The 13,984-nt window shown below is 65.8% G+C and carries 14 protein-coding genes; 6 read left to right on the top strand and 8 right to left on the bottom strand.

Annotation, left to right across the window (positions count from 1 at the left end; translation table 11 throughout):
- Positions 1-51: 51 nt before the first annotated feature.
- The 4 genes from ENE74_RS03345 to ENE74_RS03330 all read left to right on the top strand — a co-directional run bounded on the left by ENE74_RS03345 (position 52) and on the right by ENE74_RS03330 (position 4,275).
- Positions 52-390: a UrcA family protein gene (locus ENE74_RS03345; RefSeq protein WP_127689196.1), complete on the top strand. Its 339-nt coding sequence runs from the start codon at positions 52-54 to the stop codon at positions 388-390.
- A gap of 131 nt (positions 391-521) precedes the next feature.
- A complete protein-coding gene (locus tag ENE74_RS03340; RefSeq protein WP_127689195.1) occupies positions 522-2,102 on the top strand; it encodes an NAD(P)/FAD-dependent oxidoreductase in 1,581 nt (526 codons plus the stop codon).
- A 5-nt stretch (positions 2,103-2,107) separates the two neighbouring features.
- Entirely contained in the window at positions 2,108-2,506 is a 399-nt protein-coding gene (locus ENE74_RS03335; RefSeq protein WP_127689194.1) for a GtrA family protein, read from the top strand.
- On the top strand, positions 2,506-4,275 hold the full coding sequence (locus tag ENE74_RS03330) for a hypothetical protein (RefSeq protein WP_164847362.1): 1,770 nt from the start codon (positions 2,506-2,508) through the stop codon (positions 4,273-4,275). Before ENE74_RS03335 ends, ENE74_RS03330 begins: the two co-directional genes overlap by 1 nt.
- A gap of 2 nt (positions 4,276-4,277) precedes the next feature.
- On the opposite strand, the gene msrB is transcribed toward ENE74_RS03330, so the two are convergent.
- The 3 genes from msrB to ENE74_RS03315 are packed head-to-tail and all read right to left on the bottom strand — an operon-like array spanning position 4,278 to position 7,000.
- On the bottom strand, positions 4,278-4,790 hold the full coding sequence (msrB, locus tag ENE74_RS03325; RefSeq protein ID WP_127689192.1) for a peptide-methionine (R)-S-oxide reductase MsrB: 513 nt from the start codon (positions 4,788-4,790) through the stop codon (positions 4,278-4,280).
- 30 nt (positions 4,791-4,820) lie between these two features.
- Positions 4,821-6,029 carry an ABC transporter permease gene (locus tag ENE74_RS03320; protein WP_127689191.1) on the bottom strand — a complete coding sequence of 403 codons (1,209 nt, stop codon included), beginning with the start codon at positions 6,027-6,029 and terminating at the stop codon, positions 4,821-4,823.
- Positions 6,026-7,000, bottom strand: a complete 975-nt coding sequence (locus tag ENE74_RS03315) for an ABC transporter ATP-binding protein (RefSeq protein ID WP_127689190.1) — start codon at positions 6,998-7,000, stop codon at positions 6,026-6,028. Before ENE74_RS03315 ends, ENE74_RS03320 begins: the two co-directional genes overlap by 4 nt.
- 23 nt (positions 7,001-7,023) lie before the next feature.
- On the opposite strand from ENE74_RS03315, the gene queG reads away from it, so the two are divergent.
- Positions 7,024-8,070, top strand: a complete 1,047-nt coding sequence (gene queG, locus ENE74_RS03310; protein ID WP_127689189.1) for a tRNA epoxyqueuosine(34) reductase QueG — start codon at positions 7,024-7,026, stop codon at positions 8,068-8,070.
- Between the two features lie 16 nt (positions 8,071-8,086).
- On the opposite strand, the gene ENE74_RS03305 is transcribed toward queG, so the two are convergent.
- Together ENE74_RS03305 and ENE74_RS03300 are read right to left on the bottom strand one after the other, a co-directional pair.
- Positions 8,087-8,473 (bottom strand): hypothetical protein, encoded by a 387-nt coding sequence (locus ENE74_RS03305; RefSeq protein ID WP_241241799.1) that lies wholly within the window; start codon positions 8,471-8,473, stop codon positions 8,087-8,089.
- Positions 8,466-9,143, bottom strand: a complete 678-nt coding sequence (locus ENE74_RS03300; protein WP_127689188.1) for an EI24 domain-containing protein — start codon at positions 9,141-9,143, stop codon at positions 8,466-8,468. The genes ENE74_RS03305 and ENE74_RS03300 overlap by 8 nt, the downstream gene beginning before the upstream one ends.
- Before the next feature lie 122 nt (positions 9,144-9,265).
- Here ENE74_RS03300 and ENE74_RS03295 point away from each other — a divergent pair, with 122 nt between their 5' ends.
- Positions 9,266-10,264, top strand: coding sequence for an adenosine kinase (locus ENE74_RS03295; RefSeq protein WP_241241798.1), 999 nt, complete (start codon positions 9,266-9,268; stop codon positions 10,262-10,264).
- A gap of 75 nt (positions 10,265-10,339) precedes the next feature.
- Here ENE74_RS03295 and ENE74_RS03290 read toward each other — a convergent pair whose 3' ends face one another.
- From ENE74_RS03290 to tsaD, 3 genes are all read right to left on the bottom strand, one after another.
- On the bottom strand, positions 10,340-11,857 hold the full coding sequence (locus ENE74_RS03290; RefSeq protein ID WP_127689186.1) for a lipopolysaccharide biosynthesis protein: 1,518 nt from the start codon (positions 11,855-11,857) through the stop codon (positions 10,340-10,342).
- A 112-nt stretch (positions 11,858-11,969) separates the two neighbouring features.
- Positions 11,970-12,953, bottom strand: coding sequence for an NAD(P)H-dependent glycerol-3-phosphate dehydrogenase (locus tag ENE74_RS03285; protein ID WP_127689185.1), 984 nt, complete (start codon positions 12,951-12,953; stop codon positions 11,970-11,972).
- On the bottom strand, positions 12,950-13,984 hold the full coding sequence (tsaD, locus tag ENE74_RS03280; RefSeq protein WP_127689184.1) for a tRNA (adenosine(37)-N6)-threonylcarbamoyltransferase complex transferase subunit TsaD: 1,035 nt from the start codon (positions 13,982-13,984) through the stop codon (positions 12,950-12,952). The genes ENE74_RS03285 and tsaD overlap by 4 nt, the downstream gene beginning before the upstream one ends.

The following is a 13,984-nucleotide window of genomic DNA, read 5'->3' as shown; positions in this document are numbered from 1 at the left end:
TCTTCGGCCTGCGACCCGCATAGATCGGGCGTGCAGGAGAAGGACGATATCATGTTGAAAAGCTTTTGGACGGGTGCGGCCTGCGCCGCGCTGATCATGCCTGCCGGGCTGGCGCTCGCGCATGTGACCGACCCCGGCGTGATCGTGTCGGGAACCTATGGCAGCGAGACGCAGACGATCCGGGTTTCGGTCGCCGATCTCGATCTGCGTCGTGATCCGGCCGTCGATGTCGCCGACCAGCGCATCCGCAATGCCGCAGAACGCGTCTGCGACAAGGCGAGCGCCCGGAAACTCTATCAGAAGCTGGATTTTGCCCGCTGCTACGAACCGGCGATAAGCGAGGCGCGCGGCGAACTCGACTCGCTGGTGAGCACCGCACGCGCGGGCTGACCCTGGCGACGCCTGATCGAAACGCCGCCCCGGCATCTGTGCAGGGGCGGCGTTTTCGCAATATAGGGTTAACCAGTCCTTAGAAGATTTCGTTCACTCCCGATGCAAAGGCAATTCGGGGATGAACTCTTATGGGGCGTGCGGACACAGGCGTTGATGTCGCGATCATCGGCGCTGGCCCGGCCGGACTGACGGCAGCCTATCTGCTGACGCAGCAGGGCTATAGCGTCACGGTGATCGAAAAAGACCCGCACTATGTCGGCGGCATCAGCCGCACGGTCGAACATGACGGCTTTCGTTTCGACATCGGCGGCCATCGCTTCTTTTCGAAGTCGAAGGAAGTCGTCGACTTGTGGAACGAGATATTGCCGGATGATTTCATCCAGCGCCCGCGCATGAGCCGCATCTATTATGAGGGCAAGTTCTACAGCTATCCCTTGCGGGCGTTCGAGGCGCTCTGGAATCTGGGGATAGTCCGGTCGACCCTGTGCATGGCGAGCTTTGCGAAGGCCAAGCTGTTTCCCAACCGCAATGTCCGCTCCTTCCAGGACTGGACCGTCAATCAGTTCGGCCACCGGCTGTTTTCGATCTTCTTCAAGACCTACACCGAAAAGGTGTGGGGCATGCCGTGTGACGAAATGTCTGCGGACTGGGCGGCGCAGCGCATCAAGGGCCTGTCGCTGGGCGCAGCGGTGCTCGACGGGCTGAAACGCAGCCTTGGCCTCAACCGGCGCCCCAATGACGGCATGGCCACCAAGACATTGCTCGAAACCTTCCGCTATCCGCGGCTGGGGCCGGGCATGATGTGGGAAGCGGCGCGCGACAAGGTGGTCGCTGGCGGTAACCGGGTGCTGATGGGCCATGCTCTCAAGCAACTGACGCAGGATCAGGTGACGGGTCGCTGGCGGGTGACCGCCACGACTGGCGATGGCGCCACGGTGGCGATCGACGCGGCCCATGTCATCAGCTCCGCACCGATGCGCGAACTGGCGAGCCGCATCCACCCGATGCCCGAGACGACCGGGGCGGCGGCGGACCTTAAATATCGCGACTTCCTGACCGTCGCGCTGATGATCCGGTCGGACGATCTGTTCCCGGACAACTGGATTTACATCCACGACAGCAAGGTGAAGGTCGGTCGCGTCCAGAACTTCCGTAGCTGGTCCCCCGAAATGGTGCCCGATGCACGCATCGCCTGCGTCGGCCTCGAATATTTCTGCTTCGAAGGCGACGGCCTGTGGTCCTCGAACGATGACGACCTGATTGCCCTCGCCAAAAAGGAAATGGCGATCCTCGGCCTGTGCAAGGCGGAGGATGTCGTGGGCGGCGCGGTGGTCCGGCAGGAAAAGGCCTATCCGGTCTATGACGATGCCTATGCCGCCAATGTTCTGGCGCTGCGGACCGAACTGGAAGCGAAATATCCCACGCTGCATCTGGTCGGGCGGAACGGCATGCACCGCTACAACAATCAGGACCATGCGATGATGACGGCGATGCTGACTGTGCGCAACATCGCGGCGGGTGCGCGCGTGTATGACATCTGGGGTGTCAACGAAGACGCGGAATATCATGAATCGGGTGACGAGGGCGAGCGGGCGGCGCTCGCCAGCGAACGGCTGGTGCCATCCCGCATTGCCCCTGTCGATCCGGCGATCGCGCAGGACGCGGGCGCGATCAAGCCGGACGCGATCAAACCGGACAGGGCCGCATAACCGCCATGCTGGGCCGCTGGCTCGCCTTTTGCGTGCAGCTTACCTACACGCGCTATCTGGTTGCGAGCGCATTGGCGCTGGCGGCCGATCTGGCCATTTTCACCTTGCTGCTGATCGGCGGTACGGCGGCGATCGTCGCATCCGCCGTCGGCTATCTGTGCGGCATCGCCGTCCACTGGCTGCTGTCGAGCCGGGCGGTGTTTACGGCCACGGGCTACATCACCACGCGCCATCGGCAGCGGGTGCTGTTCGTCGGTTCGGCGCTCGTCGGCCTGGGCCTGACGACGGCCATCGTCGGGCTGGGTGACCGCATCGGTATAAACCCGCATATGGCGAAGGCTGTAGCCATCGCCGTCAGCTTTCATGTCACCTATTTGCTGCGCAAGACGATCGTTTTCGCCTGATGCCCGCCTTGCCACCCCCATCGCGCTGGCGGCTGGCGCCAAGCGTCGCGATCCTGGCGCTTCTGCTGTGCCTGCTGATGACGACGCTGGGCTGGACGACAATTCAGACGCTTGCATTCCGCGATCCTGACGATGCGATGCGCTATGTGCAGGTGCGCGATTTTCTGGCCGGGCAAGGCTGGTTCGACGTGTCGCAGCATCGCGTCAATCCGCCCGTCGGCGGCCCGATGCACTGGTCGCGACTGGTGGATCTGCCCATCGCGGGCGTAATGCTCGTGCTGCGCCCGTTGCTGGGCGCGGCGACCGCTGATCGCGTGGCGCTTGTGCTGGTGCCGCTGCTGCTGCTCGGCATGCTGTTCGGCATGCTCGCACTGGCCGTACGGCGGCTGGCAGGCACCTTGCCCGCGATCATGGCCGCCGTGCTGCTGGTGCTTTCGATGCCTGTGCTGATCCAGTTTCAGCCGACACGGATCGATCATCATGGCTGGCAGATATTGATGGCCGCCACCGCCCTGTGGGCAATTTTCGATCCGCAGGCGCGGCGCGGCGGCATTATCGCAGGCCTTGCCGTGGCGCTGTGGACGCATGTTTCGAGCGAAGGCCTGCCTTATGCGGCGCTGTTCGGCGGTGTCCTGGCCCTCGCCTATCTGCGGGATGCGCGCGCATGGCCTCGTCTGCTTGCCTTTGCCCTGGCCCTGACGGGCGGTGCGGCGGCGTTGCTGCTGCTGGCCCGTGGCTGGCCGGATGGCGCGCGCATCTATTGCGACGCGATTTCGCCCGTATATCTTCTGCCGATGATCGCGGCATCGGTCGCGCTGCCGGTTGCGCGACGTCTGCTCGGTGAAGGGCACTGGCTGCGTCGCGGCTCCATTGCCGCGCTCGCGGGCGTGGTCGGGGCCACAGTCTATCTCGCCGTGGGCGGTGAATGCCGTGGCGGACCGTTCCAGACGCTCGATCCCGTCGTGTACAAATATTGGTATCTCAACGTGGCGGAAGGGCGACCCGTGTGGGAACAGTCGCCGTTGATGGCCGCGATCGTTATCGTGCCGCCGCTGTTCGGCATGATCGGCTGCTTCCTTGCCGCACGGAATGCGGAAGAGGCAGACCGCCGCTTCGCCTGGATCATCATGCTGCTGATTGCCGGTGGCGCTTATGGTGTCTCGCTGTTCGTCATGCGCGCGCTGTCGATCGCCAATCTCATGGCATTGCCCGGCCTGGCGATGCTGATGCTGTTGCTGTTGCCCAAGGCGCAGGCGCTGCGCACCGCATGGGGCCGGGTCCTCGCGACGGCGGCGCTGTGTGGGCTGACGCCGATCGGGATCAGCGCGCTTGCCGCATCGCTGTTGCCGGGAGAGCCTGCGGATTCGGCAACCGGGCAAGCCGGGGACAACTGCACCGGGCAGGCGCAGTTGCAGCACCTCGCCGCCCTGCCGCGCGGCACGATCATGGCCCCGATGGACATCAGCCCCTATCTGCTCGCCTTTACGCCGCATGCCGTGGTGGCCACGCCCCATCATCGCAACGAAGCGGGCATGCGCGCCGTCATCAGGACGTTCATGGGCGGTGCGGACGACGCCCGTGCGATCCTGATGCGCCACCGCATTGCCTATCTTGCCTACTGCCCCGGTCGTGCCGAAATCGACAGCTATGCCCGGCACAATCCGGCAGGCTTCATGCAGTTGCTGCTGACCGGTCCGGTCCCGACATGGCTGGAACGCGTGCCGACGGCGCCCGGCGATAGCATACGCCTCTATCGCGTAAGGCGCTGACCTCAGGCCTTTGCGCCGACCGCGAACGTCATCGCCGCCCCGTTCATGCAGTAACGCAGACCAGTGGGTTTCGGTCCGTCCTCGAACACATGCCCCAGATGCCCGCCGCAGCGCGCGCAATGCACTTCCGTACGCGGATAGCCAAGATCGAAGTCGCGGCGGGTGCCGATCGCGCGTGGCAGCGGTTGCCAGAAACTGGGCCAGCCGGTGCCGCTGTCATATTTGGTGGCGGATGAAAACAGCTTCTGCCCGCAACCGGCGCACAGGAACAGCCCGGCGCGATGCTCCTTGTTCAGCGGGCTGGTAAAGGGCCGCTCGGTGGAGGCCTCCCGCAATACCGCATATTGTTGCGGGCTGAGTTTCTTCTTCCACTGCGCAGGTGTGAGCGTGACGGGAAATGGCGCGGCGCTCGCCTGCTCCTCCGTTCCGGTCAGCAATGTCGCCGCCGTCGCCACGACGCCGAACCCGACGGTGCCGAGCAAGGTGCGGCGGGATAGAAAGGCCGGACTGTTCATGACGGTTCCTCATGCAATGATGCAAGGCAGCTACGTGCCGGACCGGGAAATGGATACGCGCAGGCGCGAAAAAAATCCACGACCGCCGCCGCCGGACTTCAGCACGTTGCGCCGGAACAGGCGGACGCCGATGCGGATGATCAGTGCCACCCACAGCCATTGCCAGGCCAGCGCCGCCAGATGCGGCAGCAGCGCATCGGATTGCGCCGCACGGGCGATCATCGCAAAGGGTGAGCTGAACGGAAAGGCGACGGCCAGCAGTTCCATCGGCTGTCCCATGCGATCGACGTTGAAGCTCGCGAGGAAGAAAAACATGACCTGCGTCATCGTGATCGGCATGGAAATGGTCTGGACGTCGCGGACCGTCGCCGCCTGCGCACCGATCCCGATGAACAGCGAACCGAGCAGGGTGTAGGCCGTGGCGAAATAGACCGCGGCGAGCATCAGGAACAGCGGCCAGCCCATCGCCGGCGGCGGCAGCGGGAAACTGATGCCGACGAACACAGTGTAGACGGCAACGGTGGCACTGGACCAGACGGCGATGCCGACGAACGACATCGCGAGCATCGCCATCAGCTTGCCCAGGAAAATTGCGTCAACCGGTATGGCGGCCGCCAGTATTTCTATGATTTTATTGGTTTTTTCCTCGACCATGTTAGACAGGACCATGCCTGCCAGCAACATGGTGAGCAGAAACAGCAGGATTTGCGCAAGGCGTCCGGTCAGCAGGCGGGCCTGCTGTTGCGCGCCGCTGCTGTCGGCGACGATGCGGGTCGTGACAGCCGTTTCGGGCAGCGCGCTGCCTGCGCGTGCGATGCTGGCGATCAGGGCGATGTCGCCGCGCATCCGGTCGATGTCGCCCTGGCGACCCGTCAGCACCGGCCGGTCGAGCGTGCCCGAAAGGACGACGTTGATCCGCTCACCCTTCCGCGCGAGCAATGCATCGGGTTGCTCGCCTGCGGCATAGCGGCGGAGCTGGATCGCCGGACGACGATAGAACAGGGATTTCAGCCGTGCCTGCCCGTCTTCGAGCGCCTGCGCCTCCTTTGCGGAAAGCGTGATGCCGACGACCGGACGCAGGCTCTCCGTCGCCATCCGCTGGCCCAGCCCCCCCGCCACCACGCCGATGCCCAGCGGCAGCAGCGGGCCGATCAGAAACAGGATGAATGCCTTGGAAAAGATGATCGCGGTAAAGTCGCGCCGCGCAACTACAAAAGCCGCGCGCAACAATTCCCTCATGCTCCGTCCTCTTCGTCGATCGCAGGCACCATGTCGCGGGCGGCCTCCGCCCCTGCGATCGCCACGAAGGCGTCATGCAGGCCGGGGCGCTCGATCGACAGGCTCTCGATGCCCGCGTCGCCATCCACAAGCGCCTTGAGCAGGGGTTCGATCCCGTCGAGCGGCAGGGGGAAGCTCCACACATTGCCTTCGACCAGCGCGTCGGCGGGCACGGCGGCTCGCCACGGTCCGTCGCTGCGCCGGGTTTCCAGCCGCACCTGCGGGCGCAGGCGGTCGCGCGCGGCGCCGACCGATCCTTCGAAGCGAATCCGGCCGCCCGCGACGATGGCGATACGCTCGCACAGCCGTTCGGCATGGGCGATCACATGCGTCGAGAACAGGATCGTGACACCGTCCGCCGCCTGCCGCCGGATGAGTGCCTCCAGCTTTCCCTGATTGATGGCATCAAGACCGGAAAACGGCTCGTCGAGCACGATCAGCCGCGGGGCGTGGACGATCGTGCCCAGCAACTGCACCGTCTGCGCCATGCCTTTGGACAGGGCGCGCACCGGCTTGTCCGCGGCTTCGCCAAGACCATGGTCTTCCAGCAATGCCCGCCCGCGCCTGCGCCCCTCGCGCAGCGGCAGGCCGCGCAGCGCGCCCATGAAGGCGATCGCCTCCACGGCTTTCATCGCTGGATACAGGCCGCGCTCTTCGGGCAGGTAGCCGATCGCCCGGGCGAGTTTCAGCGGCTGCGCCTCACCCAGCAGGCGGCGATGTCCGCCGTCGGGATCGATGATGCCCAGCAGCATGCGCAGCAAGGTGGTCTTGCCTGCGCCGTTGGGCCCGAGAATACCATAAATGCTGCCTACGGGGACGGCGATGTCAATGCCGTCGACCGCGTGGAAATCGCCGAAACGCTTGACAAGGCCATGCCCCTCGACGGCATAGGACAGGTGATTGGGGGAGACAGGATCGGAAACGCCGTTCATCCGGCCTACGATAGCCGCGCGCCATGACAAAACAAAGCCTTCCTCTCGAAGAGCAGCTCAAGGCTGCGGCTGCGGCGACCGGCTTTGCCGATTGCGCGATCGCGGCGGCCGATGCTGCGCCGCGCAGCGCCGCGCGCCTGCGGGACTGGATCGCGCAGGGATGCCATGGCGACATGCTGTGGATGGAAGAGCGCGCGGAACAGCGCGGGTCGCCGAAGGGGCTGTGGCCAGAGGTTCGCTCGGTCATCATGCTGGGGATGAGCTATACGCCCGGCCGCGATCCGCTGGCGCTGGAGCATGTTGGCGACCGGGGCCGCATTTCGGTCTATGCGCAGGGGCAGGATTATCACGATGTCGTGAAAAAGGCGCTCAAGGCGCTTGCGCGCTGGCTGGTCGATCGCGCGCCGTGCGATGTGAAGGTCTTCGTCGATACGGCTCCGGTGATGGAAAAGCCGCTGGCGGAGGCGGCCGGGCTGGGCTGGCAGGGCAAGCACAGCAATCTGGTGAGCCGTCGCCACGGCAGCTGGCTGTTCCTGGGCGCGATCTACACCACGCTGGATCTGACGCCGGATGTGCCGGGGAGCGACAGTTGCGGGTCCTGCATCGCCTGTCAGGCGGCATGCCCGACCGATGCCTTTCCCGCGCCCTACCGGCTCGACGCGCGGCGGTGCCTTTCCTACCTGACAATCGAGCACAAGGGACCGATCCCGGAGGCCTTTCGCAAGCCGATGGGCAACCGCATCTATGGCTGCGACGATTGTCTGGCCGTGTGTCCCTGGAACAAGTTTGCGGATGTCGCCGCAACGCATCGCGCGTTTCTGGGTCGGGCGGAATTGGCGGCTCCGGCATTGCGCGATATCCTGGCGCTGGACGACGCGGCATTTCGGGAGATTTTCTCGGGCTCGCCGATCAAGCGGATCGGGCGCAACCGGATGGTGCGCAACGCGGCCATTGCGGCGGGGAACAGTGGGGAGCCGTTGTTGATCGCCGTGCTGGAGCCGTTGACGCGCGATGCCGACGGCGTAGTGGCCGAAGCGGCGGGCTGGGCCATCGCACAGCTGCGTGCGTGACGACCGCGAAATGGTGCTATTTGGCGGCGAGGAGCGCCGCGCAGGCGGCCGGGTCCATCTCCATGCCGCTGGGCTGTCGGCTGTCGGCATAGCTGACCACCGGTTCCTTGCCCTTGGCCGGAGCGTAGAGATAGGTATCGAGTATGCATCGGCCATTGGCGAATTGCAGCTTGCGCACATGCGGATCGCGGATGTCGAGGCGCGGCGTGCCAAACATCTGGATCAGGCGGCGGGCGTCCATGCCGGTCAGCATCGTCGGCTTGCCATAGGCACCGGCCATCGGCACGGCGGGTCGCGTGGCCGCGGTCGGCGGTGGTGCGCTGGGCACGGCGGCACAGGCTGACAAGGCCATGATGAGCAGGCCGGGGCCGCTCGCGCGCCGCATGGTCCGCCATTCAATCATCGCGCTTCCTTCCCGCTCCATGCAGCACATGGACGGCCATAGCCGCACTCCAGACCGGCGCAAGCAGGTTCGCGACCGGCACCAGGAAGAGCAACGCCGAAACGAAGCCCATCGCCAGACGGGTGCCTTTCGGAATGGGCGGTCGCTCGGGATGGCGTGCCTCCACCATGTCTGCCAGATCGCGCCCCAGAAGATAGGCGTTGACCGCCAGCAGCAGCGCAAGGGTGCCGACGCCGGTGACCAGCAGGGCAATGTAGAAGGGCAGGGCAACCAGATTCCAGCCGACCGTGCGCAGTACCGATCGCAGGGCGAGGCGCATGCCCTGCGCGAAAGAGACGTCGTGCGCCCGTTCTGCCTGCTGCGGATAGCTTTCGCGCTCGATCGCCGCGACGATCGCATCACCGAACAGGCCGATTACGACGATGGCAATGGACCGGAAGAGAAGCCAGGCGGATGCCGCCGCCAGCAGCACGGCGGCGGCGGCCTCCACCAGTCCGCCAGCGCGCTCGGCCCAGCCGATCCAGCCGAAAAAGCTGTGCAACCCTGCCCTCAGGCCTACGCCGAGCAGCGCGAACAGCAGCACCGTCACCATCAGCGAGCGGATCAGCACAGCGCGCGCGACGGGGTGGAATATCTGTGGAAAGGCGCGCAGCGCCGCGGTCACGATCATGCTGCCGTCTATCGGCGGAGCGCGAGGGGGCGTCAATCCACCACCATCGCGCCATGGATTGCGCCGGACGGCGTCGTTCACTAGGACGCGGCCAACGCTTCCCTCGTACCGCAGGATATGATGTGACTGACACCCCCGCCCGTTATGACGTGATTGCGATCGGCAATGCCATCGTCGACGTGATCGCCCGCGCCGATGACGCCTTTCTCGCGACGCATGCGTTGATTAAGGGGGGCATGCAACTCGTGGATGCCGCCATGGCCGAGCTGCTGTACAGCGAAATGGGCGCGGCAGTAGAAATCAGCGGCGGATCGGCGGCTAATACCCTGGCGGGCATGGCGGCGTTCGGCAAGTCCTGCGCCTTCATTGGCCAGGTGCGCGACGATCAGCTTGGCCAGGTGTTCGCGCATGACATCCGCGCGCTGGGTATTGCCTTCACGACGCCCGCGCGCACCGAGGAGCCGCCGACCGCCCGCTGCCTCATCATGGTGACGCCGGATGCGCAGCGGACCATGAACACCTTTCTGGGCGCTTCGCAGTTTCTGCCCGCACAGGCGCTGGACAAGGCGATGATCGAAGCGGCGCAAATCCTCTATCTGGAAGGCTATCTGTGGGATCCGGAGGAACCGCGCGCCGCCATGCGCACGGCGATCGGCTATGCGCGCGCGGCCGGGCGCAAGGTTGCCTTCACCTTGTCCGCCGATTTCGTGATCGCCCGCCATCGGACGGATTTCATGGCGCTGCTGGAGGAAGGACTGATCGATATCCTTTTTTCGAATACGGATGAAATCTGCACATTGACGCAGCTGGCCGACTACGAAGCGGCGATTGCGGTGATCGCGCCTAAAGTGCCGGTGCTGGTCTGCACATGCGGCGCGGATGGCGCGATCGCGATCGTCGACGGGGTGCGGAGCGAGACAGCGGCGGCGCCGGTGGCGCGGATTGTCGATACGACTGGCGCAGGCGACCTGTTCGCTGCGGGCTTTCTGACCGGCCATGTCGAGGGGCTGGATGCGACCGCCTGCCTGAAACTCGGCGCGTTGGCGGCGGCGGAAGTCATTTCGCATTATGGGGCGCGGCCCGAAGCGGATCTGAGGTTGCTGCGCGCGCAGGCGCTGTAAGGGCGGGTCAGAGTGATTTCGAGTGAAATGGAACATTTCACGGCTCGGAAATCACGACCAAACAACGAACAAGGTCTAGGCGACCGGCGCAGCCTTGCGGAACAGGGCGCGGTCTTCGGCCGCAAAGCCGCGCCGCCAGATGACCAGCGCATAGACCGCCAGTATCGCGGGAACGCCGACCACCAGTTCCACCCATTCGAGATAGTGCGGCAGCGCGACGAAGGCCGCCCCGGCGAGAGTAGCCGCGGCCGCCGCCCACAGCAGCGCGCCGCGCCACACGTTGACGGGCGCGTCGAGCAGCCCCGAAAGCAGCCGAGCCTTGACGAAGGAACTGAGGCCCAAAGCGATGGCAAGCGCCGCCGCCGGTGCCGCGGCGAGAACCAGCGGGCCAAATCCGGCGTTGCGGGCGGCTAGGATGAGCGCAAAGCTCAAGCCCGCCTGCACCGCGATCATCGCCAGCGAAATCATCAGATTGCGGTGCCGCGCCATATAGACCAGCGCCGATTCGCTGACTACGGCGGTGGCGGCCACCACTTCGGCGATCAGCAGGAATGCCAGCGCCCCGGTGCCGCCAACGAAGTTGGGGCCGACCAGGCCCATCACAGCCTCACCCGGAATGCCGAGTGCCAGCGCGATCCCCGCCTGTGCCGCGATGATCCAGAAGCCGACCTGGCTGACTTGCCGCGCAATCGCGGGCAGATTGTTTTCCGCGATGTTGCGGGTGATGACCGGGCCAAGAATCGGGTCGAAGCTGGTCTTGAGCTTCTGCGGGAGCGACGCGACCTGCTGCGCGACATAATAGATGCCGACCACATAAGGTGCGGCGAACAGGCCAAGGATCGCCATGTCGAGCCGCCGTGAACCCCATTCCACCGCATCGGCGGCCGCGAGCGGCAGATTGTAGCGCGTCAGGCGGCCCATGGTCCGCCACTGCGGCAGCCAGCCGCGCGGCAGGCCGTAATGCCGCACCATCGGGATCAGCGAGGCCAGAAGGGCGAGGATCATCGACGCGACATAGGCGAGGATCAGACCATCCCGTGTCGAATAGAAATAAAAGCCGAGGGCGCCAAAGCTTATGGCCCAGGGTTCGATGATCGAGCGCGCACGCACCGTGGCGGCGATGTCGAACCGATAGGCGCAGGCCGCAAGGGCAACATCCGATCCGGCGATCGCGATGATGATGAGCGGCAACAGGCGGTCGAGGCCGTTGATACCGCTGTTGGGGAACATGGCTTGCGGGAACAGGATCAGCAGCCCCGCCGCCAGCAGCGATGCGGCGAGCGTCACCAGCATCGCTTCCGCCACGACATGATTGTGCGGTCGCGTGGTCCGGCTCAGTTCACCCGCGAGGCCGCGTTTCAACCCCATGGTGGCAAGCTGCGCGGCAAACTCCACCACCAGTATCGCATAAGCGAAACGCCCCAGAACGTCCGCGCCGTAAAGCCGCCCGGCGATGAACAGGAACGGCAGGCGCGCAGCAAGGCGCAGCAGGAAGCCCAGCACATTGGTCCGCCCACCCTTCGCAAGCGCGGCGATATCGGCATCATCGCTCCGCACGGCGGCCGTGGCGCCATGCGCTGAAACGCCCGTCATGGCGTCGGAAGTTGGCAATGGCGCCAAATGGGGATGATCCTCTCGCCTGTGACCGGCAACTCTATGGGACAAGGGTGGCTTTGGGGAAGGGCTATATGGTGGATGTCCGCCATCAGCGCACGATCTCGTCGCGGATCGGGCGCGCGAGCAGGGCTTCGACCACTTCGGCAACCGGCGCGCTGCCGTCCAGCAGGCGGCACACTGCTTCGACGATGGGCATGTCGATGGCGGCGGCGCGCGCCACGTCGCGCAATACCGGCGCGGTAAACGCCCCCTCCGCCACTGTCCGCCGGTTTGCAAGCAGTTCGGTCGCCGGGCGTCCTTCGCCCAGCGCCGTACCCAGTGAAAAATTGCGCGAATCGGTGGAGGAGCAGGTAAGGACGAGATCGCCGAGACCCGAAAGGCCGCCAAGCGTTTCCGCCCGTGCGCCGCGCGCCAGGCCGAAGCGCGTCATTTCGGCAAAGCCCCGGCTGATCAACGCGGCGCGCGCATTCAGGCCAAGGCCTGCGCCATGGGCGACGCCGCAGCCGATGGCGATCACATTCTTGACCGCCCCGCCGATCTCCGCGCCGATCACATCGTCAGACAGATAGGGGCGGAAGGCCGGGCGCTTCATGCGGGCCGCAATCGCCTCGCCAACGGCCCGGTCCTCGCAGGCGAGCGTCACGGCCGTGGGCAGGCCGCGCCCGACCTCATGCGCGAACGTGGGGCCGGACAGGACGGCAACCGGCGTGTCGGGGTAGAGTGCCTGCGTCGTTTCCGACATCAGCAATCCGGTGCCCGCCTCTATCCCCTTGCAGCACAGCACCAGCGCCTTGTCAGCGACGGGCGCGTCCGACAGCACGCTGCGCAGATGCTGGGCCGGCGTCACCAGCAGCAGGACGTCGCAATCGGCCAGATCGGCCAGAGCTGCGGTCGCGAAGATCGTGGGGGCGAGCGGGATGCGCGGCAGATACAACGGATTTTCGCGCGTCCGGTTGACGGCATCGACGACTTCGGGTTCGCGCGCCCACAACCGTACAACGTCGCCGCCCGATGCCGCGACCTGCGCCAGGGCGGTGCCCCATGCGCCCGCTCCAATCACGCCGACCTTCATGCCTTCACTCCTGCGCCACGCGCCGCTTGCGCATCCGGGTCCAGCGGCCAGCGCGGGCGGGCGGCGAAATCCAGCCCGTCGGTCAGCCCCAGGGCGAAACGTTCCGCGCCTGCCCATGCGATCATCGCCCCATTGTCCGTGCAAAGCCAGAGCGGTGGCGCGACGAATGGCAGATCATATGCGGCGGCAAGCCCGGCCAGCGCGCCGCGGATCGCCTGATTCGCCGCCACGCCGCCAGCGACGACCAGCGCCGTGACATCGCGATGCGCCCGCAGCTGCCGCGCGGTACGGTCCATCAGGCAATCGATCGCCGCCTGCTGGAAACTGGCGGCGATGTCATCCACGCTGTGCGTTCCTGCCTGTGCGGCACGCATCACGGCGCTTTTCAGGCCCGCGAAGGAAAAATGCGGCTCGGCCGTGCCTACCAGCGGGCGGGGAAGCGGTACGCCGTGCGGATTGCCGCGGGTCGCCGCCGCCTCGACCGCCGGGCCGCCCGGATAGCCCAGGCCCAGCAGCTTCGCCGTCTTGTCGAACGCCTCGCCAGCCGCATCGTCTATCGTGGTCGCGAGGCGCGCATAATCGCCGACGCCCCGGACCAGCAGCAATTGGCAATGTCCGCCGGAAACGAGCAGCAGCATATACGGGAACTGCAGCGTCCGGTCGGCCAGGCGCGGGGACAGCGCATGGCCTTCGAGATGATTGACGGCGATCAGCGGCTTTCCTGCTGCATGGGCCAGCGCCTTGCCCGTGACCAGCCCGACCATCACACCGCCGATCAAACCTGGCCCGGCGGTCGCCGCGATCGCATCGACATCGGCCAGTTTCAGCCCGGCATCGGCCAGCGCCCCCTCGACCAGCGGGGTCAATACCTCGACATGCGCGCGGGCGGCCAGTTCGGGCACGACCCCGCCATAGGGGCGATGTTCCGCCTCCTGCGTGGCAAGCCGGTGCGCCAATATCCGCCCGTCATGTGTGACCAGCGCCGCTGCCGTTTCGTCGCAACTGGATTCAAGACCAAGGATGATCGTCAT

It is taken from the genome of Sphingobium algorifonticola (assembly GCF_004005485.1).
Lineage (GTDB): Bacteria > Pseudomonadota > Alphaproteobacteria > Sphingomonadales > Sphingomonadaceae > Sphingobium > Sphingobium algorifonticola.
This window is presented reverse-complemented; position numbering and strand designations above follow the sequence as displayed.